The sequence below is a fragment of the Methylobacterium terricola genome (genome assembly GCF_006151805.1).
Lineage (GTDB): Bacteria > Pseudomonadota > Alphaproteobacteria > Rhizobiales > Beijerinckiaceae > Methylobacterium > Methylobacterium terricola.
In genome coordinates this window covers 77025-98668 of the sequence record NZ_VDDA01000007.1, presented here as the reverse complement: position 1 = coordinate 98668, position 21644 = coordinate 77025, and the positions used below count along the sequence as shown (strand labels likewise).

At 71.9% G+C, this 21644-nt stretch carries 16 protein-coding genes; 5 read left to right on the top strand and 11 right to left on the bottom strand.

What is annotated here, in order from left to right:
- The first annotated feature begins 6 nt into the window (after nucleotides 1–6).
- The gene (locus tag FF100_RS17400; protein WP_139036947.1) at nucleotides 7–2289 is read left to right on the top strand and encodes a lytic transglycosylase domain-containing protein; all 2283 of its coding nucleotides are present in this window, start codon (nucleotides 7–9) and stop codon (nucleotides 2287–2289) included.
- Nucleotides 2290–2348: 59 nt separating this feature from the next.
- Here the strand turns inward: FF100_RS17400 and FF100_RS17395 are convergent, their stop codons facing one another.
- The 5 genes from FF100_RS17395 to htpG form a co-directional block, all read right to left on the bottom strand.
- Entirely contained in the window at nucleotides 2349–4856 is a 2508-nt protein-coding gene (locus FF100_RS17395) for a TonB-dependent siderophore receptor (RefSeq protein ID WP_139036946.1), read from the bottom strand.
- A 154-nt stretch (nucleotides 4857–5010) separates the two neighbouring features.
- A complete protein-coding gene (locus tag FF100_RS17390) occupies nucleotides 5011–6006 on the bottom strand; it encodes a FecR family protein (protein WP_139036945.1) in 996 nt (331 codons plus the stop codon).
- Nucleotides 6007–6107: 101 nt separating this feature from the next.
- Nucleotides 6108–6653, bottom strand: a complete 546-nt coding sequence (locus FF100_RS17385) for an RNA polymerase sigma factor (RefSeq protein ID WP_139036944.1) — start codon at nucleotides 6651–6653, stop codon at nucleotides 6108–6110.
- 367 nt (nucleotides 6654–7020) lie between these two features.
- Nucleotides 7021–7758: a Crp/Fnr family transcriptional regulator gene (locus FF100_RS17380; protein WP_139036943.1), complete on the bottom strand. Its 738-nt coding sequence runs from the start codon at nucleotides 7756–7758 to the stop codon at nucleotides 7021–7023.
- Between the two features lie 307 nt (nucleotides 7759–8065).
- Nucleotides 8066–9937 (bottom strand): molecular chaperone HtpG, encoded by a 1872-nt coding sequence (gene htpG / locus FF100_RS17375; RefSeq protein ID WP_139036942.1) that lies wholly within the window; start codon nucleotides 9935–9937, stop codon nucleotides 8066–8068.
- Between the two features lie 174 nt (nucleotides 9938–10111).
- On the opposite strand from htpG, the gene FF100_RS17370 reads away from it, so the two are divergent.
- Nucleotides 10112–10666, top strand: coding sequence for a sugar O-acetyltransferase (locus tag FF100_RS17370; protein WP_139036941.1), 555 nt, complete (start codon nucleotides 10112–10114; stop codon nucleotides 10664–10666).
- A 150-nt stretch (nucleotides 10667–10816) separates the two neighbouring features.
- Here the strand turns inward: FF100_RS17370 and FF100_RS17365 are convergent, their stop codons facing one another.
- The 4 genes from FF100_RS17365 to FF100_RS17350 all read right to left on the bottom strand — a co-directional run bounded on the left by FF100_RS17365 (nucleotide 10817) and on the right by FF100_RS17350 (nucleotide 15090).
- Nucleotides 10817–11272, bottom strand: a complete 456-nt coding sequence (locus FF100_RS17365; protein WP_139036940.1) for a MaoC family dehydratase — start codon at nucleotides 11270–11272, stop codon at nucleotides 10817–10819.
- A gap of 2 nt (nucleotides 11273–11274) precedes the next feature.
- A complete protein-coding gene (locus tag FF100_RS17360; protein ID WP_139036939.1) occupies nucleotides 11275–12660 on the bottom strand; it encodes an MATE family efflux transporter in 1386 nt (461 codons plus the stop codon).
- 390 nt (nucleotides 12661–13050) lie between these two features.
- Nucleotides 13051–13962 (bottom strand): alginate O-acetyltransferase AlgX-related protein, encoded by a 912-nt coding sequence (locus FF100_RS17355; protein WP_139036938.1) that lies wholly within the window; start codon nucleotides 13960–13962, stop codon nucleotides 13051–13053.
- A gap of 93 nt (nucleotides 13963–14055) precedes the next feature.
- A complete protein-coding gene (locus tag FF100_RS17350; RefSeq protein WP_246102134.1) occupies nucleotides 14056–15090 on the bottom strand; it encodes an extracellular solute-binding protein in 1035 nt (344 codons plus the stop codon).
- 406 nt (nucleotides 15091–15496) lie between these two features.
- Here FF100_RS17350 and FF100_RS17345 point away from each other — a divergent pair, with 406 nt between their 5' ends.
- Entirely contained in the window at nucleotides 15497–16186 is a 690-nt protein-coding gene (locus FF100_RS17345) for a LuxR C-terminal-related transcriptional regulator (RefSeq protein WP_139036937.1), read from the top strand.
- A gap of 550 nt (nucleotides 16187–16736) precedes the next feature.
- Complete coding sequence (locus tag FF100_RS17340) at nucleotides 16737–17843, top strand: PAS domain-containing protein (RefSeq protein ID WP_246102133.1); 1107 nt, start codon at nucleotides 16737–16739, stop codon at nucleotides 17841–17843.
- Nucleotides 17844–17890: 47 nt separating this feature from the next.
- Here the strand turns inward: FF100_RS17340 and FF100_RS17335 are convergent, their stop codons facing one another.
- Nucleotides 17891–18421, bottom strand: coding sequence for a DoxX family protein (locus FF100_RS17335; RefSeq protein WP_139036935.1), 531 nt, complete (start codon nucleotides 18419–18421; stop codon nucleotides 17891–17893).
- A 71-nt stretch (nucleotides 18422–18492) separates the two neighbouring features.
- Nucleotides 18493–19794 (bottom strand): multidrug effflux MFS transporter, encoded by a 1302-nt coding sequence (locus FF100_RS17330; protein WP_139036934.1) that lies wholly within the window; start codon nucleotides 19792–19794, stop codon nucleotides 18493–18495.
- Between the two features lie 398 nt (nucleotides 19795–20192).
- Here FF100_RS17330 and FF100_RS17325 point away from each other — a divergent pair, with 398 nt between their 5' ends.
- Nucleotides 20193–21641, top strand: a complete 1449-nt coding sequence (locus FF100_RS17325; protein WP_139036933.1) for a mannose-1-phosphate guanylyltransferase/mannose-6-phosphate isomerase — start codon at nucleotides 20193–20195, stop codon at nucleotides 21639–21641.
- Nucleotides 21642–21644: the final 3 nt, after the last annotated feature.

Genomic DNA, 21644 nt, shown 5'->3' with positions numbered 1-21644 from the left:
GGAACCATGCTGCTCTCGCCTCGACGGCGCCGCCTCGCGGTCCTCGCCCTCACGGTGTCCGGTGCCGCGCTGACCTCGCTGTCGGCCCTCGGCGGCTCGACGGTGATGGCGCCGCCGCCCGATGCGGCCCTTCCCGCGACACCTCTCGCCGCCACGCCCCTGCCCGCGGCCACGCCCATCCGCGCGGTCGAGCGCAGCGACGAGGACGGCCCGGGCACGGCCGAAGTCGGGGCGCGGCTGCCGCTCGCGGCGGCCGCCTTCGCCTCCGCCGACGCGGAGGCGCCGATCCCCTTCCCCGCCCCGGATGCCGCGATCGCCCCGCAGGCCCCGGTGCCGAGCGTGCCCGATCCCGGCCGGCCGGTGCTGGGCACCGAGGTCGACGGCCCGGCCCTGCGCGGCGCGGTCGAGGCCTACCGGCGCGGTCAGGTCAGCGAGGGCGACCGGATCCGCGACGGGATCAAGGATCCCGCCGCCCGCACCCTGCTCGACTGGGTGGCGATCCGCGCCGGGGCCGGCATCGGCTTCGAGCGCACCGTGGCGTTCATCCGCGACAACCCGGATTGGCCGGTCGGCGCCATGGTGCGCCGCCGCGCCGAGGAGGCCCTGCTCTCCCAGCGCAAGTCGCCCGCCCTGGTGCGGGCCTATTTCGCCGCCCGTCGGCCCCAGAGCGCGCCGGGCAAGTTCGCCCTGGCGCTGGCCTTCAAGGCCGACGGGCTCGACGAGGACGCCGCCGGCCTGGTGCGCGACCTGTGGCGCGAGGACACGTTCGGCCGCACCCTGGAACTGCGGGTGCTCGATGCCTTCCCGGGCCTCGTCGGCGAGGTCGATCACCGCTACCGCATGGAGCGGGCGCTGATGCGGGAGGATTGGGAGACCGCCGGCCGCGCCGCGGCCTACGCCGGCAAGGCCTACGGCACCCTGGTCCGCGCCCGCCGCGCCGTCGAGGCCAAGGCCGCGAATGCCGGGTCGGCCCTCGACGCCGTGCCGCCGAGCCTGCGCCAGGATTCCTCCTACCTGTTCTCCCGCGCCCAGTACCTGCGCCGCCTCGACAAGCCGGCCGAGGCCGCCGCCGTGATGGCGCAGGCGCCGCGCAACCCCGAGGTGCTGGCCGATCCCGACGAGTGGTGGATCGAGCGGCGCATCGTCGCCCGCAAGCTCCTCGACGGCGGCGACGCGAAGACCGCCTACGCGGTCGCCGCGGGCCACAGCGCCCGCACGGTCGAGAAGCGCATCGAGGGCGAGTTCCACGCCGGCTGGATCGCGCTCCGCTTCCTCAACGACGCGCCCCTGAGCGCAAGGCACTTCGCGACCGCCGCGGCGATCGCCGAGACGCCGATCTCGGTCGCGCGGGCGGCCTATTGGCAGGGCCGGGCGGCGGAGGCCGCGGGCGAGGCGCCGGAGGCCAAGGCCTTCTACGAGCGTGCGGCCCAGCAGCCGATCGCCTATTACGGCCAGCTCGCCCGGGCGAAGCTCGGCCAGCCCTCCCTGGCGCTGCGCCCGTGCAGCACGCTCAGCGACGACGCCCGCACCGCCTTCGAGAACCGCAACGCCGTGCGGGCCCTGCGCCTGCTGGCGGCGGCCGGCCTCAAGGAGCTGCTGCTGCCGCTCTACATGGATTTCGCTCAGCGTTTGACCGAGCCGGCCGAGCTCAACGCGCTCGGCGACATCGCGATGTCGCTCAACGATCCCCGCGCCCTGGTGGCGATCGGCAAGACCGCGGTGCAGCGCGGCCTGCCGCTCGACCGGCACGCCTACCCGACCAACGGCATCCCGTCCTACGAGGCCTCGTCGGCGGTGCCGCAGGTCGAGCGCGCGATGGTCTTCGCCATCGCCCGGCAGGAGAGCCAGTTCGACCCGCGGGCGCAATCGAGCGTCGGCGCCCGCGGCCTGATGCAGATGATGCCGGCCACGGCGCAGCGCACCGCCCGCCGGGTCAGCGCCGCCTTCGACACCGACCGCCTGACCAGCGATCCCGCCTACAATGCCCGCCTCGGCCAAGCCCATCTCGGCGAGCTGATGGAGGATTGGCGCGGCTCCTACATCCTCGCCTTCGCGGCCTACAATGCCGGCGGCGGCAACGTGAAGAAGTGGATCGACGCCTACGGCGATCCGCGGAATCCGGGCGTCGACCCGGTCGACTGGGTCGAGCGCATCCCGTTCACCGAGACCCGCAACTACGTCCAGCGGGTGACCGAGAACCTCCAGGTCTACCGGACGCGCCTGGCAGAGGCCGGGGATGGGCGCAGCGCGCTGCTGATCGCGGATGATCTGAGGCGCGGGATGCGCTGAGGGTGACGGCATCCGGCGTGCCCGGGTGCCGTCGGTCATCGACCGAACGAGATCGCGTCTCACCAACGATAGCGTAGCGTCGCCAGGATCGTTTGCCGGTTGCCGTAGTAGCAGCCCGTTGCCGCGATGCAGGTCGTCACGTAGGTCTTGTCGAACAGGTTCGTCGCGTTCACCGCGAGATCCACGCCCTTCAGCGTCGGGTACCGGTAGCCGAAATCGTAGCGGATCGCGGCATCGACCAGGGTGACGACCGGGATCCGATAGAGGTTCGCGTTGTCGCCCACGGATGCGCCGATGTAACGGAGACCGGCCCCGAGCCCGAATCCCGCCCAAGGCCCGGTCCGAACCGTGTAGTCGAGCCACGCAGCGGCCTGCTGCCGCGGCACGAAGGGCAGCTCGTTCCCGACGATGCTGACGCCGGCCGCATTGGTGTTCGCCTTGGTGAACGCGCTGTTCATCGCCGCGTAGGAGGCGATCAGATCGAGGCTGTCCGTCAGGCTCGCCTTGGCCTCGAGCTCCACGCCGCGGACGCGCGCTTCGCCGGCCTGGGTGCTGAAGCGGATGTCCAGGCTGTCGGGCGTCAGGACGTTCTGCTGCGTCAGATCGAAGACGGCAGCCGTCAGGAGCAGGTTGGTGCCGACTGGCTGCGCCTTGATGCCGGCCTCGACCTGCGCGCCGGTGGTGGGGGCGAAGGGCGCGCCGAGACGGTTCGTGCCCGAGGTCGGCTGGAACGAGGTGGCGTAGCTGACATAGGGCGAAAGCCCGCCGTCGAAGAGGTAGCTCAGCCCGACCCGTCCGGTGAAGGCGGCATCGTCCTGGCGGACCTGGGTGAGCGCGCCCGTCGTCACGGTGCGGGTGCGGGTCACCGCATCGGCCCAGTCCTGGCGTCCGCTGAGCGTCAGCGTGAACCCGCCGAAGCGGATCTCGTCCTGTGCGTAGAGGCCGGTCTGGTTGCGGCCCTGCGTGATCCGCGTGCCCAGGGGCGGACGGGTCACGGTGTTGGCGTAGACCGGCGCGAACACGTCGATCGAGGGAACGATGCGCAGCTGCGACTCGTCATAGCGCGCGTCCTCGCGCAGGTAATCGAGCCCGACGAGCAGCGTATGGGCGAACGGGCCGGTGCGGAAGCGCGCCTCGGCCTGGTTGTCGACGTTGAACAGGGTCGAACGCTCCGGGAAGGCCCAGGCGTAGCGCGACAGGGTGCGGCCGTTGGCGCCCAGGCCGATGCCCTGCACGCGCTGCGTCTCGGCGTCGACATGGGCGACGCGCAGGTTCTGCCGCACGGTCCAGACGTCGTCGAACCGGTGCTCGAAGGCGGTGCCGACGAAGCCCTGCTCCAGGCGGAAGCGGTCGTAGTTCGGCTCTCCGATGAAGCGGCGGGTCGGGATGCGTCCGCGCGGGTTGGTGTAGAGGGTGCCGAGCGTCGGCAGGGCCTGCGGCGCGCCGCCCCCGGGCGAGTCGATCTTCAGGTACTGCGACAGGATCGTCAGGCTGGTGTCGGCATCCGGGCGGAATGTCACGCTCGGGGCGATGAAGAGGCGGTCTTCCTCGAGGAAGTCCACCTGCGTGCCCGTGGTCCGTCCGAGGCCGGTGAGCCGGTACAGGATCTTGCCGTCCGGATCGACGGGGCCGGAGAGGTCGAACGCACCCTGGGCGCGGCCGAAGCTGCCGGTCTGAAGCTGGATCTCACGGATCGGCACGGCGCTCGGCCGCTTGCTGACGAGGTTCAGGAGCCCGCCCGGCGAGTTCTGCCCGTACAGTCCGGAGGAGGGTCCCTTCAGAAGCTCGACGCGCTCCAGTCCATAGGGCTCGATGCGCGGCTGCGAGTAGCCGCGGGCGCCGAACGGAAGCCGGAGACCGTCGAGGTAGCGCCCCGGCACGAAGCCCCGGACGGTGAGCCAGTCGACCCGCAGGTCGGTGTTGCCGTACTGGCCGACGACGCCGGGCGTGTATTGCAGCACCTGGGTCAGGGTCTGGGCCTGGCGATCCTCGATCTCCTTGCGGCCGATGACGTTGATGGCCTGCGGGGCTTCCAGGATCGGCGTGCCGGTCTTGGTCGCCGTCGCGCTCCGGCGCGCGACGTAGCCGCTGACGGGACCGGCGGCGCTCTCGCCCGACACCTCGACCATGTCGAGGAGCACGGTCGCCCCCTCTTGCCCGGTCGATGCTTGCCCGGTCGGCGCGACCTCGGCCACAACGCGCACCAGGGTCGCCGTGCGCGGGCTCGCGAAGTGCGGGACGAGGCCGGTGCCGGCGAGCAGCCGGCGCAAGCCCTCGTCGCGGCCGAACCGGCCCGACAGGCCGACCGACCGGAGTTGCCGCGAGGCCTGCGCGTCGTAGATCAGCTGCACGCCGCTGGCCGTCGCGAAGGCGGTCAGCGCCTCGTCGAGCGGGCCGGCGGGGATCGTGAAGGCCAAGGCCGCGTCGTCGGCCTGCTGCGCGACCGCCGACACGCGCACCACCTGGCCGATGGCGCTCCCGAGATCCGGCCCCGTGACGAGACCCGCCGAGGCGGGCGCCGGTATGGCGGCCACGAAAGCCGCGAGACCGCTCAATCCTGCCGCCATCCGACGTCCCTGTCGCTCTGCACCCCGTACACACCTGCTCATGGGCCCACCATCTCCGCGCAGCTTGCCGCTGCTCACCGGCAGGTCGTTCGTGCCTGCCTGGTTGCTGAGACGCCCGGGCGTGCGAGGCCCGCAAAAAAACTTTGGTGCGCGATCAGCGCAGGAGGATGAAGCGCTCGCCCAAACGATACTCGGAGAGGCCGAGCGCGGTGCGGATGCTGGCCAGGGCCTCGTTCGGCCGGTCGAGGTGGAAGACGCCGGTGACGCGCCGGGCTGCGGCGGTGCCGGCCACGACGATCCGTCCCGGCCGGTAACGGTTGAGATCGTCCACGACGGCGGCGAGCGGGGTATCCCGGAACACGAGCAAGCCGCGCCGCCAGGCCGCCGCGGTATCGTCGACCTTCCTCCGGACGACCGACGCGCCCTGCCCCGCCTCGATGCCGTCGCCCGCCCGCAGCAGGGTCGGAGCGGTCTCCCGGCCTGATCTGACTTCCGCTTCGCCGGCGAGGCAGGAGACCGTGACGACGCGGCTGCCGAGCCAGCCGCCATCAGGCGCCGGACGACAGGTGACGGCCAGCTCGCCGATCGCGCCGCCGCGGGTCGTCGTCCGTGTCTCGCCGGCCTGCACGGCGACCGGCAGGCTGCCCGTCGCCGTGACGACGAGAGCGCCCGTGACGAGGGTCACGACCTGTCGCTGCGCCTCGGCACTCACGTCGACGGAGGTCTCGGCATCGAGATCGAGGCGCGTGCCCCCGGCGAGGGTGATCGTTCGGATTTCGCCGGTCCCGGTCCGATGCATCGCGCTGAGCTCGGGCCAGCGCAAGGCGACTGCGCCGGACGCCGCCGCGGCCGACGCCGCGCCGACGCCCCAGGCGGCTCGACGCAGGACATGGCGCCGGGTCGGCGCGCTGGGTCTCGGCCGGTCCGCCGGGGGAACGTGTCCGCGCAAGGCGACCCCGGTCCGGTGCCAGAGATCGGCGGCCGCCAGGAAGGCCGCGTCGTGCTCCGGCTGGGCGCGCCACGCTGCGCAGGCTTCGGCATCGGCCTCCGTCGCCGCGCCCGAGGTCAGGCGAACGATCCAGGCGCGGGCTTCGCCCGCGATGCGGTCACGCCTGTCACGATGCCCGTTCTCGTCATGGACCTTGGTCATGTTCACCGTCGCCGCGCCGTCCGATCCGCCACGGTTGCCGCATCCGTTCCATACGCCCCTCGCCCGGATCATTCGACGTCTCGCCACCGACAGGACCGCCATCAACGTTTCGGCCGGACCCGGTCGAGCCGCTCCGCGCAATGATCGAGCGCCATGCGGATCTCGGCTTCGACCGTTCGGACCGAGACGCCAAGGCGGGTGGCGATCGCCTGATGGCTCAACCCATCGAGCCGGCTCAGCCGGAAAACCTCGGCGCGCCTGAGCGGCATCTCGGCGACGGCCCGTGCGAGGTGCTGACCTTCGATGCGCGCTTGCGCGGCGCGATCGGGACGTGCGGTCTCATCCGGCACAGCGAGCAGCGCATCGACCTCGTGGCGGTCGATCAGACGATTGGACCGCCGTATCCTGCGGCCATGGTCGACGGCTACATTGCTTGCCACTTGCAGCAAAAAAGCTTTATCGTTGCCGATATTCGCGATATCCGTTTCGGATCGAGCTATCTTTGCGAATGTTTCTTGAAGCAGATCGTGAGCATCCTCCCGGCCTACTTTGCGCGCAAGGAAGCGAAGTATCGCGGTCTGATGCAAACGATACAATAGGCCGAGAACCGCGTTGCGCTCGTCCCCGGCTTTTGATGCTGCGGACATTGGGTCGATCTGATGCACAGCGTCTAGGGGATGCGTGACACGATACTCAATTGCATCATGCCACGGGCATGCCTATGACCTAGATGTCACACATGAAGACAAATATAATCTTATTTGTAATAGATCCAATCAAGACAAGGGTGGTGTTAATCGTCATATCCGGGCGTCGTGACCGGTAGTTATCTCGGTCTTGAGTATCGAGGCCCAAGTTCAACGTGTCCGAGCCGGCTGCCCGCGACGATCGCAGGCGGATCAGCGGCGGAGAGAGGCGTCGTGATCGATTGCGGCCGCGGCACGAGCAGGAACCGACCAGCCCCCTCCGGCCCTCGTCGGCCCGAGACCGCGACGAGCCGATCGTCGGTTGACGCTAACACGCCGCGTCGAACTTCTCGCCCTCGTAATCCAGATGCAGGTAATCCGGATCGAACCGGGCCACCCGCGTCAGCCCCTCGACATCCGGGATCGCCAGAGCCTTGTCGCGCCAGTCGATCAGACCGGCCACCCGCAATTCGCGCAAGGTGCGGTTGACGTGCACCGCCGAGAGGCCGAGCGCGTCGGCGAGCTCGGCCTGGGTCAGCGGCAGCTCGCACCGCCCGTCCTTGACCCGGCCGACCGCCTGCTGGCGGAAATACACCTCGCAGAGCAGGTGCGCGACGCGCTCCAACGCGGTGCGCCGGCCGATATTGACCAGCCATTCGCGGTGGATCGCCGCCGTGACCAGGACCTCCCACCACAGGGCCTGGGTCAGGCGCGGGTCGGCATTCAGCATTTTCTGGAGCAGGTCGCGGGAGATCTTGGCGACCACTACCGGGGTGAGGGTGCCGAGGGCGTGATCCATCCGGCGCAGGAGGAAGATGTTCAGGTCGCACAGGTCGCCGGGCAGCAGGAACGACATGATCTGGCGGCCGCCCTCCGCGAGCTGCTTGTAGCGGCAGACCCAGCCGGCGAGGATCAGGTTGACGTCGGTCGGCTCCTCGCCTTCGGCGATGATGTCCTGATGGGTGTCGTAGTTGACGATCCGGGCCGTGGCGGCCTGGTGCAGCAGGCGCTTGTCCGCGTCGCTCAGGCGGGTGAACCGTTCGAGCTTGCGGATCAGCGGATTCATCGTGCCGGCCTCCCGCATGGTCGCCCGCGGCGCTGCGGCGCGGGTTCTCGTCGTTCCGGCCGGGAAGTTAGCGTCTGCCGCGCGACAGTAAAGCGGGGCGGCGGGGCCTCGTTCCGGGTCGGGGCGGTGCGCCGCGCCGTCCCGCTCCCGCCGGTCCAGCGCCGGCTCCTCGGTGCCGGTCGCCCGATGGGACATCCGCTGCTGGGCGGCCGATCGGCCGGGCCGGGGCGAGCCTCTCCGGCAGCACCCTCCGAAGATCCCGGCCGCTCATCCCCCGGCCTCGCCGCGAGGCCGGGGGATGACGCGGTCAGCCCTGCGCCAGGGCTGTCGCGACGCGGCGGGCGAAGGCGACGGGATCGCGCGGCGGGTCGCCGCCCTGGACGTGGGCGAGGTCGACCAGCGTCTGCGCCGCCTCACCGACATCCTCGCCGGCAGCCGCGCGCTCGGCGATGCGGCGGATCAGCGGGTGGCGCGGGTTCAGCTCCAGCACCGGCTGTCCACCCATCCCGCCACCGGCGCCGCGGCCGGCGCGGCGCAGCAGGCGCTGCATCTGCAGGTCGGGCCCGAAGGCCGGGGCCGACAGCAAAACCGCGCTGTCGACGAGGCGCTGGCTCGCCTTCACGTCCGACACGTCGTCCTTCAGCGCTTCCTTGAGCTTCGGCAGCAGGTCGGCGAGGTCGGCCGGGGTGTCTGCTTCGGAGACTTCGGGCTCGAAGGCCGAGAGGTCGTCGCCCCCTTGCGTGATGCTGCGGATCGGCTTGCCCTCGTAGGCGTCGAACCGCTCGGGCCAGAACGCGTCGACGTGGTCGGAGAGCAGCAGCACCTCGAGGCCGCGGGCGGAGAAGCCCTCGATCTGGGCCGAGCGCTTCAGCGCCTCCACGTCGTCGCCGACCAGGATGTAGATCGCCTCCTGGTTCGGCTTCATCCGCGCGACGTAATCGGCGAACGAGGTCCAGCCCTCGACCGTCGAGGAGCGGAAGCGCAAGAGGTTGGCGATGTCCTGGCGGTGCTCGGCATCCTCCCACAGCCCCTCCTTCAGCACCGGCCCGAAGGCCTGCCAGAACGGGGCGTAAGCGTCCGCGTCCTTCGACCGGGTCTTCAGCTCCGACAGGACCTTGGCCATCACCGCGCGGCGGATGCGGGCCAGCACCGGGGTCGCCTGCAGCATCTCGCGCGAGACGTTGAGCGGCAGGTCCTCGGTATCGACCACGCCCTGGACGAAGCGCAGCCAGGACGGCAGCAGCCCGGCCTGGTCGGTGATGAACATCCGGCGCACATGCAGGCGCACCTTGCTCTCGCGCTCCTCCTCGACGGCGAGGAACGGCTTCATGCCCGGCACGAACAGCAGCGCGGTGAATTCGAGCTGGCCTTCCGCCCGCCAGTGCAGGGTCGCCCACGGCTTGTCGAAGGCGTGCGCGACCTGGCGGTAGAACTCGGTGTACTCCTCCTCGGTCACCTCCGCCTTGGGCTTGCGCCAGAGCGCCGTGCCCTTGGTGCCGGGCACCTCCTCGCCGTCGCGGACCAGGGTCACCGGCACGGTGATGTGGTCGGCCCACTTGCGCACGATGGTCTCAAGGCGGAGCGGCTCGAGGTATTCCTCGGCATCGGCCTTCATGTGCAGGACGATGTCGGTGCCGGGCTCCGCCCGGGTGGCCGGCGCCAGCGTGTACTCGCCCTGCCCTTCCGAGGCCCAGGTCCAGGCCTCGTCGCTGCCGGCCTTGCGCGAGGTGACCTCGACCCGGTCGGCGACCATGAAGGCGGAATAGAAGCCGACGCCGAACTGGCCGATCAGGCTCGGGCGCTCCTCGGGCTTGGCGTCGGCGAGCGACTGGCTGAAGGCCCGCGTGCCGGAACGCGCGATGGTACCGAGGTTCTGCGCCAGCTCGTCCTTGCCCATGCCGATCCCGGGATCCGAGAGGGTCAGGGTCCGGGCGGCCTTGTCGGGCATGATCCGCACCTTCGCGTCGGCCGGCAGGGCCAGGGCGGCGTCGGTGAGGGCGCCGAACCGGCGCCGGTCGACCGCGTCGGCGGCGTTGGCGACGAGCTCGCGCAGGAAGATCTCGCGCTCGGAGTAGAGGGCGTGGACCACGAGGTCCAGGAGGCGCCCGACCTCGGCGCCGAAGCTGTGCCGCTCCACAGTCTCGGTCGGTCCGGTGTCGCTCGCTTGGGTCTCGCTCACGGTGTGGCTCTCCGGTGGGAACAATTCGTCGCGGGCGGATATGCGGGGCCGCGCCCGCCTTTTCAAGGAAGCGTGAGCGGTGCGCGGCGCGGCGGACGGCGGTCACCCGCGCCGCGGCTCTCCTGCGCACTATGTCCCCGTCTCCCCAATGCGACCGAGCGACAGCGAGGACCCATGACGAGCCAGAAGCAGAAGATGCTCGCGGGCGAGCTCTACATCGCCGACGACCCGGAGCTGACGGCCGACAACCGCCGCATCTCGGAATGGATGGACCGCTACAACGCCACCCACACCGCGAGCCAGCCGGAGCGGCAGGCGCTGCTGGCGGAGGCCTTCGCCCGGGTCGGCGAGGGCTGCACCATCCGCCCGCCCTTCTTCTGCGATTACGGCTACAACATCAGCCTCGGCCGCGGCGTCTTCCTCAACTTCAACTGCTGCATCCTCGACGTGGTCCAGGTGACGATCGGCGACAGGACGCAGATCGGGCCCGGCGTGCAGATCCTCACCGCCGACCACCCGCGCGATCCGGCCCAGCGCCGGCAGATGCTGGAATTCGGCCGGCCGATCGCGATCGGGGCGAATGTCTGGATCGGCGGCGGGGCGGTGATCCTGCCCGGGGTGACGATCGGCGACGACGCGATCATCGGGGCCGGCAGCGTGGTCACGCGCGACGTGCCGGCGGGTGGGATCGCGGTCGGCAACCCGGCGCGGCTGCGGCCGGCCGGCTGAGCCGGAGCGAGGATCGATCCGACATCCGTATGCCGACGGATCCACGCCGATGTTTCCACGGCACAGGGTCGTCCCGGGGCTCCGCTGCGCGGCCCCGGAACGACCCTGAGGGGATGAATGTCGTCGAGGGCAGCGCCCGCGCTGCGCCGCTCACCCCTCCGGCCGCCGCACCACCAGGAGGTTGGCCACCAGCACCTGCACCGGCTCGCCGTGCTGGTTGAGCGTCGTGGTGCGGACCTTGGCGAGGCCCTGGCTCGGCCGCGAGCGCGACGGGCGCACCTCGATCACCTCGCTCTCGAGCCGGATCGTGTCGCCGGGGCGCAGGGGCTTGGGCCAGCGCAGCTCGTCCATGCCGGCCCCGATGATGCCGCCGGAGAGCTGCAGCTCGCTCTCGACGAGGAGGCGCATGGTCAGCGACGCGGTGTGCCAGCCGCTCGCCGCGAGGCCGCCGAAGAACGTGGCCCTGGCCGCCTCGGCGTCGCGGTGGAACGGTTGCGGATCGAACTGCGTCGCGAACGCGACGATGTCGGCCTCGGTCACCGTCGTCTCGCCCGAGCCGTAGGTCTGCCCGGGGGCCAGATCGTCAAGGTATAGGTCGCGCGTCATCGTCACTCCCCTCCCGCCGCGGCGAGGGCGGGCAGAGCCACCCGCTCGCCGCGAAACCACGCGCCGGCGGCGACCGCGCCGGCGTTGATGAGCCCGAGCGCGGCGAGCCCGAAGCCGAGCGCCAGGAACACCCCGTCGAGCCCGAGGCCGAGGCGAAGGGCTATGAGCCCGCCGCCGATCGACACGGCCATGCGCGCCAGCCCCGCCACCAGCGGCCAGCCGACCCGGCCGGCGCCTTGCGAGGCGAAGTAGAGGGCGAGCCCGATTCCCGCAAAGCCGTAGAACGGCCCGACGAGATGGAGGTAGCGGGCGCCGACCGCGAGCATCTGCGGGTCGTGGCCGAACAGCCCCAGGAACGGCAGCGGCCACAGGGCGGCGGCGAGCCCGATCGCTTCCGTGAGCCCGCCGGCGATCGCCGCCCCGGTCCAGGCCACGCGCAGGGCGCGGGCCCGGTCGCCGGCGCCGATGCAGGTGCCGACCATCGCGCCGATCGGCGCGCCGAGGCCGAAGACGAGCGGCACCAGGAGATATTCGAGCCGCGCCCCCGTGCCGTAGCCGGCGACCGCGGCCGGGCCGCCGGCGCCCGCGAAGGCGGTGGCAGCGGCGATCGTCACGTTGGTGGTGGCGCTGACGATCGACGAGACGGCGCCGATCCGCAGGATGTCGCGCAACGGCGCCCAGGCGAGACGCGGCGGGCGGCGGCTCGGCCGCAGCAAGCCGCGCCCGGCCCACAGGTGGTGGACGAACACCACGGTGCCGGCCGCGTAATAGGCCAGGACCGCGACCCCGCCGCCGACGATGCCGAGGCCGGGAATCGGCCCGAACCCGTAGATCAGCGCCGGCGACAGCGGCACCAGCACGGCAGCGCCGATGCTGATGACGATCGCCGGCAGCGCCATGTTGCCGGTGCCGCGGATCACGGCCGCCAGGGCGTTGAACAGCCAGACCAGCGCCGCGCCGGCAAAGACCACGCCGCCATAGGTGGTGGCCGCAGCGAGCGAGGCGCCCTCGCCGCCCATCAGCCGGTAGAGTGCCGGGCCGTAGGCGAGGTCGAGCACCGTCGTGAAGAGGCCGAGCACGAGGGCGATCGCGGCGGCGTACCACGGCAGGGCGTCGGCGTCCTTGCGCCGCCCCGCCCCCACGCTGCGCGCCACCGCCGACAGGATGCCGCCGCCCATGGCCCCGGCAGAGATCATCTGCACCAGCATCAGGACGGGGAAGACCAGCGCCATGCCGGCGAGCGCATCGGTGCCGAGCCCGGCGACGAAGGCGGTCTCGATCAGCCCGACCAGGGCCTGGACCAGCATGACGACGACGTTGGGGGCCGCGAGCCTCAAGAGCGTCGGCCCGATGGGGGCGTGGAGCAGGCGGTGGGTGCGCGCATCCATCGGGCGGCGCTCCTCGTCGGATCGGCAGGGCCGGCGATCCCGGCACCGGCCATTTAGTGGCATATGCCAGTTTTTCGTCAAGCGGGACAAACGAGGATCTGGATCGAGATCGGCGACGGAGGGCGGGGATCGATGGCGGCAGGGCTGCGACTTGAGCCAGCCGCACGGCAGTCATCCATGCCGGCCCGGGCTCCGCGTCGCGGCCCCTGCGCGGACGTTGGAGAGCTTGCCCCTGCTGGGCGGGGTCCTGCACGCTTTCATACCCTCGCGCCTGGGCCCTGACGTGTCGATGCCGAGGCGTCCGGCGCCATCAGCGCCGACTCCCGTTCGGGCTTGGCCGGCATCCTCGGACGGGTCCGTCCGAAGATGCTGCGGTATCGGTTGCCGGCCCTACGCGACCCCGAGCGCCGCCAGCCGCTCCGCCTCGACGGCGGCGAGGTCGAAATCGTCCTCCGGCACGCGCATCAGGAAGCGCTCGACCTGCTCGGCGAGGACGAGGTCGGGCAGGATCCGCTCGATGTAGCCCCAGTCGAGGTTCGACGACCAGATGAAGTGGACCTCGCGGAAGGTCTCGGCCAGCATCGCGGTCAGGCCGTTGGGTGCGAAGTTGGCGCAGGAATCGCCGAACAGCACCAGGGTGCGGGGATCCGCCTCCGGCGACCGGTTGCGGTAGACCGCATGGGCCCCGGTATGCAGCTCGCCGAGGCGCCCGGCCGCCGTGTAGGCGTCGATCAGGGCGCCGCCGCCGACCCGCTCGGCGTCGCGGAAGAGGTCGTAGTTGCGCACGGTCTCGAGGGGTTGGGCGTCGAGCTTGTTGCCGATGTCGAGCACGGCCTCGAATTCCCGGAACGGCCGGTCGAGGAAGTCGGTGCGCGGGGTGGCGCCGCAGGCCCGGCAGACCAGCCGGTAGGCGAGCAGGCAGCCGTGGATGTTCCAGTGGGTGTCGGTGCGGTAATGCAGGTCGGGGCCGTCCCGGCGGGCCCGCATCGGCCCGAGGAGGTCGATCCACGCCCGGCGTCCCGGCCACCACCAGCGCATCAGGGCGCCGAGGCGGCGGGCCGGCCCGAGGCGCGGGTCGAGGGCGAGGCCGTCGAAGCGGTCCTCGTAGACGCTGAGCTTCTCGGGCACCACGAGGTGCAGGTAGCGGGTGCCGAGGCTCTCGCAGCGGCGGATGCGCCGCAGGATCCGCCGGCGCCACAGCCGCAGGACCCGGTTCATCGCGGGGATGCGCCGATACTGGTCCGCGACCTCGTTCGTGCCCCCGGTGAGGAAGAGCCAACCGTCCTTGCCCGCGTGATACATCCGGTTTCCTGCCCGCAGGCGCGCCGCGGAACGATGTGCGACCCGGGCGGTCTGATACCGCAGGATGGAAAAATAAAGGTGACCGGTCGGCCGCTACCGCGCCCGGACCTTGGCGCCGTAGCGGCGCGCCCACTCGGCCAGGATGCGGTCCCGGTTGCGGGCCATCCAGTCGAGGTCGTTGCGGATCATCCGCGCCTCGGCATGGGGCGGGTAGACCGGGCTCGGGCTGGCGACGCCCGGAAAGGCCACGATGGCGAAGCTGCGGGCGTAGAGCGCGTTGGCCTCGCGGCTCGCCGCCCAGTCCGCCACCTTCCGGGCGAGCGCGAGGTGCGGCCGGCCGGCGACGACCGCGAACCCTTCCGCCTCCCAGCCGGTGCCGTCGAGCGGCACCACGATGTCGATGGGCGCGCCCGCCGCCTTCTCGGCGGCGGCCCGCATGTCGAGGGACAGGCCGACGGCGTGGCGGCCGGCGGCCGCCTCCCGGCACGGGCCCGAGCCGCTCGGCAGGTAGGCGTCGACGTTCTCGTGCAGGGCGTCCATGAACGCCCAGCCCGCCTCCTCCCCGAGGGTCTGCAGCCAGGCCGCGACCAGGAGGTAGCCGGTGCCGGAGGCGGCCGGATTCGGCATGGCGATCCGTCCCTTGAGGCCGGGGCCGAGCAGGTCGCGCCAGAAGCTCGGGCGGGTGATCCGGTGGCGGGCCGCGACCTCGGTGTTGAAGCAGATGACCCCCAGATAGGCATCCATGCCGGTCCAGCTGTAGGGCGGGGTCGGGTCGCGGAAGAACGGCCGCAGCGCCTCGACGCCCGCCGGGCGGTAGGGATCGAGGAGGCCGGCGGCCTCGAACCGCAGCAGGCTGGTGGCGGCGAGGCCGAGCACCAGGTCGGCCTGCGGCGCGTCCCGCTCGGCGAGCATCCGGTCGGTGACGATCCCGGTCGAGTCCCGCCTCCAGGCGATCTCCACCTCCGGCACGGCCGCCTCGACGGCCCGGCGGATCGGGTCGAGCTGCTCGATCTCGAGGGCCGTGTCGGCGACGAGCCGCGTCCGCTCCGCGGCGCAGGCCGGGGCCGGCAGGCAAGCCAGGGCGCAGGCCGAGAATCCGGCCAGCATGCCGCCCAGCACGCCGGTCACGCGCCCGGTCCGTCGCGGGGGCCTGCCGCCCCGGTCCTCGCCCGCTCCCCTGCCGTCGGATGCCGGCCCCTGCATCGCGCTCCCCCCGGTCCCGCCGCGACCCGTGACGCGGGCCGATCTTCGCTTCAATCCGCCGCGTTCTCAGGATAGAATTCTTCCGCGACGGTGCGGTGCCGCGCCGCAGGCCGCGGATCCTCACCGGGACGCAGCCGCGGCCCGGCGCGAGGCGGGACGCGTCCGGAGGGTCACCAGGCCCGGGATCCGGCAGGTCTCCGCGCCGGTGCGCATGACTGCCGAACCGTGCGATAGGTCGTTGATATTGCCAGTTGTTCCGTGCCGAGGGGTCCCACCCCCACCGGAATTGCTCTAGGATCGTTCAACGGACTGTTTCCAGAGACGCCACGGTATGACCCAACCGACTCCGCCAGTCGCCTTGATCGCGGATGACGACGATTTCTTCCGCCTCGCCGTGGTGGCGATTCTGACCCGCAGCTTCGGCTTCGCCGAGGTCGTCGAGACCGGCTCCCTCGATGCGGCCCTCGACCAGCTCTCGACCCGCCGCGGCGCCGTGACCCTGGCGCTGTTCGACCTCGCGATGCCCGGCATGGAAGGGCCCGGGAGCCTGAGCGCGGTGCGCGAGTGCTTCCCGGCCGTGAAGGTGGCGGTGGTCTCGGCCTCGACCGAGCGCAACAAGATCCTCACCGCCCTCGGGGTCGGGGTCCACGGCTACGTGCCGAAGGGCATCGGCTCGGCCGAGCTGACCCGGGCGGTGGGCATGATCCTGGAGGGTCAGATCTTCGTGCCGGCCTCCCTGGCGGTGCTCGACGGCGCGGCCCCGCGCCCGGTGATCGAGCCGCGGCCGTCCGGCCTCGACGGTCGTCAGGACGGGCGCCAGCCCCGGATCCCCGATCTCACGCCGCGCCAGCGCGACGTGCTGGCCCTTCTGGTCGAGGGGCGCTCCAACAAGGAGATCGCCCGGCGGCTCCAGCTCGGCGAGGGCACCGTCAAGGTCCACATGGCGGCTTTGCTGCGCAGCCTGGGGGTGCAGAACCGGGCCGCCGCGGCGGTGGTCGGGGCGCGTCTCTTGGCGGAGTGATACCGCAGCGCCTTCGAACGAACTCGTTCGAGGGCGCAAGGCAAGCCCGAACGGGCGTCGGCGCGGACGCGCCGGATGCCTTCGCATCGACGTGTCGCTGCCAAGGCGCGAGGGTATGAGCCGGCGCGGGGATGCTCCGGGTTACGGTTCGGAAAAGAACCGAGGGGCGTGCCGCAATATAGGACCAATATCCCAGTTCGGCCGGGCGGGTGTTCCGCTTCCCTCCTCGCGCCAGGACAGACAGATCTGTCCGTCCAAAAAGGTCTTCATCGCCCGGCCGCCGACGGTCGATTTGCCGATATTGACCCTGCGTCATTTGATTGGAAGGGTTCGTCACTTGACACTGAAACGCTCTGTCGTATCTCCTTGGGATGTGGCGGATCAGACGATGACGGTGCGCGAACGCGCGGGCACTCAATCGTGGCGGGACCAACGCGGAATCGCGTCGCACGCATAACCTGATCCGCCTCGGGGCGGAGCGCGGCGGGATCGAGCGATGGATCGGGAAGCGATCGGAACTGAGAATATCCTCGCTGCCGTCGATGCCCTCTTGAACCTGTCACCGCTCAAGAAGTCGCCGCAACTCTCCGCCTTCCTGACTTATGTCGTGCGTGAGAGCCTGGCCGGGCGGGGCAGCCTGCTCAAGTCCTACACCATCGCGACCGACGCCCTCGGCCGCTCGACCAGCTTCGATCCGGCGACCGACGCGATCGTGCGGGTCGAGGCCCGCCGCCTGCGCCAGGTGCTGCAGCAGGTCTATGCCGATCCCGCCTGCCCGCTCGCCGTACGGATCGACCTGCCGCTCGGCCGCTACGAGCCGAGCTTCCGGCAGATCGCGCCGGTTCCGGACGGCTCGTCCGCGGCGGGCGCGGACGAGCAGGCGGAGGTGCAGGAGAGCGAGCAGCGCTACCGGGCCTTGGTCGAGGCGAGCGCCGCGGTGGAGTGGCGGGCCAATCCGGAAGGCGCCCTGACCCAGACCTTCGGCCTGAGCGCGCGGACCGGCCTGGGCGATGCCGAGCTGCACGGCTTCGGCTGGCTCGACACGTTGCACCCGCACGACCGCGCCGCGGTCGAGGGCCTGTGGCGGACCTGCTGCGAGAGCGGCACCCCGCTCGACGCGACCTACCGGCTGCGCCACCGCAGCGGCCTGTACCGCTGGATGCTCGGCCGCGCGGTGCCGCTCGAGGCCGCCGACGGGACGATCCGCGAATGGGTCGGCACCATGGCCGACATCGACGAGCAGGTCCGGGCCGAGGAGGCCGTGCGCACCAGCGAGGAGCGGCTGCGCCTCGCCATGGTGGCGGCCGAGATGATGACCTGGGACATCGACGTCGCGACCCGCCAAGTCTCCTGCTCGGAGATCGGGAACCAGCTCATGGGCGTGACGAACGGCCCGCTGGAGGAGTTCCTGGCGATGATCGTGCCGGAGGACCTGCCGGCCGTCCTCGCCAGCCTCGAACCCGCGATGCGGGGCGAGGGCGCCTATGATGCCGAGTACCGCATCCTCGATCACCAGGGGCGCCTGCGCTGGATGTCGGCCCGCGGCAGCCTGGTGCGGACGCCGAGCTGCGGCACCCGGCTGATCGGCGTCGCCTGCGACGTCTCCCTCCGCTATGGCGGCCCCCACCGCACGGACGACCGCAGGCTGTCGGCGTGACCCCGGCGGCGTGACGGGGCGCGATACGCCGGCCGGGCGGGATCCCGTCAGGCCGCGGCCTTGGCCGGGCGGGGCCCGCGCGGCGCCGAGGCGCGCTTGCGCGGCGCCTTCGCGGCCGGGGCGGCCGGCGTCGCCGGGCGGGGACGCTCGCCGCCCTGGCCGCGCTCGCTCCCGCCGTGCCACCACCCCTGCCAGCTCCAGCCGCCCGGGCCGGTGACGGCATAGAGCACGAAGCCGGCGGCAAGGCCGAGCTGGGCCAGGAACAGCTCCTGCTCGACCCGCGCGACGGCGCCGGAGAAGTCCCAGAACCGGTGCAGCAGCAGACCCGCCACCACCGCGTGGAGGCTCAAGCCCAGGCCGACGAGGCGCGGCAGCACGCCGAGAGCGAGGAGCAGCGGCCCGAACACCCCGATCACCACCGAGGCCGTCGCGACGGCGTTCGGCGCGGGCATCCCCGTCGCCGCGAGGGTCAGGGCGAAGCCCGAGGGGTTGAGCGCCCGTCCGATCGCCGCCGGCAGCAGGGCGGAGGCCAGGAGCAGCCGCCCGGCGAGCAGGATTCCGTCGTTGCGCGCAGCCATCCCGAGCCTTCCCCTGTCAGCCTGCCTGTCGGCACAGGACGGGACCTTGGCCCGGGAGGGTTAAGCCGGCGCTACCGCCCCCCGCTCCCGAACAGCTGGCCGCGTTCGGTCCACAGCACCATCGCGAGGGCGAGACCGCTCAGGCAGAAATACCCGATGGCGAGCGGGGTGACGCTGCCGTCGAAGGACTGGCCGACCAGCAGGCCGCAGAAGGCCGCGAGCAGCGTTGTGTAGAAGCCGATGAACGACGAGGCGGTGCCGGCGATCGCCGCCAGCGGCTCCATCGCCAGCGCGTTGTAGTTCGGCATCGCGAAGCTCATCAGGAACTGGCAGGCGGCCAGGGTGGCGATGAAGAGCCAGAGCGGCGGATGTCCCGCGAAGGCGAGCATCAGGGCGAGCTGCAGGCAGGCGACGAGGAACAGCCCGAGGGTGCCGGCATGGGCGAGCCGCCGCATGCCGAGGCGCCGCACCAAGCGCGCGTTGATCAGCGTCGCCAGCCCCATCGCCCCGGCGATGAGCGCGAAGGCGACCGGGAACAGGGCCCCGAGATGGTAGAGGCCGGTGTCGAAGATCGCCTGCGCCGAGCCGACATAGCCCATGATGCAGCCGGTGGTGAGGCCGAGCGCCGTGGCGTAGCCGAGGGCGGCGCGCGTGCGCACCGTGACGGCGATGCCCGAGCCGATCGCCCGGGCCGAGACCGGGCGGCGGAAGGCCGGGTGCAGGGTCTCGGGCAGGCGCCAGCCGAACCAGGCCAGGGTGACGAGGGCGAGCGCCAGCATCAGGCCGAAGATCAGGCGCCAGCTGCCGGCGAACAGGACGGCGCCGCCGAGCGAGGGGGCGAGGATCGGCACGATGAGGAAGACCATCATGCAGAACGACATCACCCGGGCCATGTCGCGGCCCTCGTAGCGGTCGCGGACGATCGCCACCGCCAGCACGCGGCCGGCGGCCCCGCCGATGCCCTGGATCGCCCGGGCGAGCAGCAGCATCTCGAAGCTCGGGGCCAGCATGGCGAGCACGGTGCCGGCGAGGTAGACCGCGACGCCGGCGATCAGGGCCGGGCGCCGCCCGGTCCCGTCCGAGATCGGGCCGTAGAGGAGCTGGGCGGTGCCGAAGCCCAGCATGTAGACGTAGACCAGGAGCTGCAGCCGGTTCGGGTCTTGGACCGCGAAGTCGTGCTGGATCGCCGGGAAGGCCGGCAGGAAGCTGTCGATGGTGACGGCGGTCAGCCCCATCATCAGCGCCATCAGGGCCACGAACTCGACGAAGCGGGGTCCCGCCCAGGCGGCCGCCGCTGGATCACGGCCGGGGACCTCGCGGGTCGGAGTCTCGGCGGCGCTCGGAGTCGCCTCGCCGCGTGCGCTGCTCGCCATGGTGCTCCCGGGGGCCGGCCGGCGGAGATGCCGGCAGGCCGTCGAGCAGTGCAGGAGGACGGCGGGACCCGCAAGGCGTGCGGGGGCATGGCAGCGATGCGGCCGTCCGGCCCGGGCGCCGCGGCCGGGGCGGCGCGTCGGCCGATCGTGCGACGGCGGCGCTCTTCGCCTCCCCGAAACCATGCGGTGCGACATCGTGGAGGATGACCCGAAGGCCGCGGCCCCTCCTCTTTCGATCCGCTTGATCGCCGTGCCAAACTCGGCAACCTGATTCGTGCGGGCCCGCGGCGACGTGCGGCCGTCCGTCCCGGCTCCCCGAGGTGCATGCCCCGGGAGCGCCCGGACGCTACCTGTGAAACCCGCCGGTCTGCCAAGCCGGCGCGGCCCGGAGCCTGTCCATGTCCGATGCTGGTGACCTGATCCATCCGGTGATCCTGTGCGGCGGATCGGGGACGCGGCTGTGGCCGGCCTCCCGCGAGAGCTTTCCCAAGCAGTTCATCCCCCTGGCCGAGCCCGGGCGCTCGTCGTTCCAGGCCACGGCCGCGCGGCTGTCCGACCCCGCCACCTTCGCCCGGCCGGCCGTCATCACCGCCAACGATGCCCGCTTCCTCGTCGCCGAGCAGCTCGCCCAGGGCGGGGTCGAGGCCGACATCCTGCTCGAGCCGTGCCGGCGCGACTCGGCCCCGGCCGTCGCCGTCGCGGCCCTCCACGCCGCCTCCCACGATCCGCAGGCCCTGGTGCTGATCCTGCCCGCCGACCACGCCATCGGCGACGACGCGGCCTTCGGCGAGGCCGCCCGCGCCGCCCGGGCCGGCGCCCGGGCCGGCCACATCATGACGCTCGGCATCGCCCCGACCCATCCCTCCACCGCCTACGGCTACATCCAGCCCGGCAGCCCCCTCCCCGGCGCCGCGGGCGGGTCCGGGGCCCGCACCGTCGCGCGCTTCCTGGAGAAGCCGGACGCGACCCGCGCCGCCGGCCTGATCGGCGAGGGCGCCTTGTGGAACGGCGGCTACTTCCTGTTCCGCGCCGACGTGATGCTCGACGAGCTCGAGACCCACGCGCCGGCGGTGCTCGCCGCCGCCCGCGCCGCATTGGCCACGGCCGTCCGCGACCTCGATTTCGTGCGCCTCGGCGTGGAGGCGTTCGGGCAGGCGCCGCAGATCTCGATCGACTACGCGGTCATGGAGCGGACCGAGCGGGCCGGTGTGCTGCCGGTGGGCTTCCCGTGGTCGGATATCGGCACCTGGGGCGCCCTGTGGGACATCGCCGCGCGGGACGGCGACGGCAACGCCCTGCGCGGCCGGGTGGCGTTGCGCGGCACCCGCAACAGCCTGGTCCACTCCACCGGCGAGATCCTCACCACGGTGGTCGGCCTCGACGACGTGGTGGTGGTGACGACCGACGACGCGGTGCTGGTCGCGAGCCGGGAGGCGGCCGGCGAGGTGAAGGGCCTGGTCGAGGGATTGCGGCGGCGGGGCGAGCCGGAGGCGGATGCCCACCGGCTGATGTACCGGCCCTGGGGCTCCTACCAGCGCATCGATATCGGGGCGCGCTTCCAGGTGAAGCGGATCACCGTGAAGCCGGGCGGGCGGCTGTCGTTGCAGAAGCACTATCACCGGGCCGAGCACTGGGTCGTGGTGCGGGGCACCGCGGAGGTGACGGTGGATGGGGTGGTGCGGCTGGTGCACGAGAACGAGGCGGCATACCTGCCGATCGGCTGCGTGCACCGGCTGGTCAACCCGGGCAAGATCCCGCTCGAGCTGATCGAGGTCCAGGTCGGCAGCTATACGGGCGAGGACGACATCATCCGCATCGAGGACGTCTACGGACGTGAGGGCGGCTAGGGC

Bases quoted from the DNA above. Each gene is read 5' to 3' on its own strand.
- FF100_RS17325 (WP_139036933.1), top strand. From the start codon at position 20,193: ATGTCCGATGCTGGTGACCTGATCCATCCGGTGATCCTGTGCGGCGGA.
- FF100_RS17355 (WP_139036938.1), bottom strand. From the start codon at position 13,962: ATGTATCACGCGGGCAAGGACGGTTGGCTCTTCCTCACCGGGGGCACG.
- FF100_RS17400 (WP_139036947.1), top strand. From the start codon at position 7: ATGCTGCTCTCGCCTCGACGGCGCCGCCTCGCGGTCCTCGCCCTCACG.
- FF100_RS17385 (WP_139036944.1), bottom strand. From the start codon at position 6,653: ATGTCCGCAGCATCAAAAGCCGGGGACGAGCGCAACGCGGTTCTCGGC.
- FF100_RS17380 (WP_139036943.1), bottom strand. From the start codon at position 7,758: ATGAATCCGCTGATCCGCAAGCTCGAACGGTTCACCCGCCTGAGCGAC.
- FF100_RS17360 (WP_139036939.1), bottom strand. From the start codon at position 12,660: ATGGATGCGCGCACCCACCGCCTGCTCCACGCCCCCATCGGGCCGACG.
- FF100_RS17395 (WP_139036946.1), bottom strand. From the start codon at position 4,856: ATGGCGGCAGGATTGAGCGGTCTCGCGGCTTTCGTGGCCGCCATACCG.
- FF100_RS17330 (WP_139036934.1), bottom strand. From the start codon at position 19,794: ATGGCGAGCAGCGCACGCGGCGAGGCGACTCCGAGCGCCGCCGAGACT.
- FF100_RS17335 (WP_139036935.1), bottom strand. From the start codon at position 18,421: ATGGCTGCGCGCAACGACGGAATCCTGCTCGCCGGGCGGCTGCTCCTG.
- FF100_RS17390 (WP_139036945.1), bottom strand. From the start codon at position 6,006: ATGACCAAGGTCCATGACGAGAACGGGCATCGTGACAGGCGTGACCGC.
- FF100_RS17365 (WP_139036940.1), bottom strand. From the start codon at position 11,272: ATGACGCGCGACCTATACCTTGACGATCTGGCCCCCGGGCAGACCTAC.
- FF100_RS17345 (WP_139036937.1), top strand. From the start codon at position 15,497: ATGACCCAACCGACTCCGCCAGTCGCCTTGATCGCGGATGACGACGAT.
- FF100_RS17370 (WP_139036941.1), top strand. From the start codon at position 10,112: ATGACGAGCCAGAAGCAGAAGATGCTCGCGGGCGAGCTCTACATCGCC.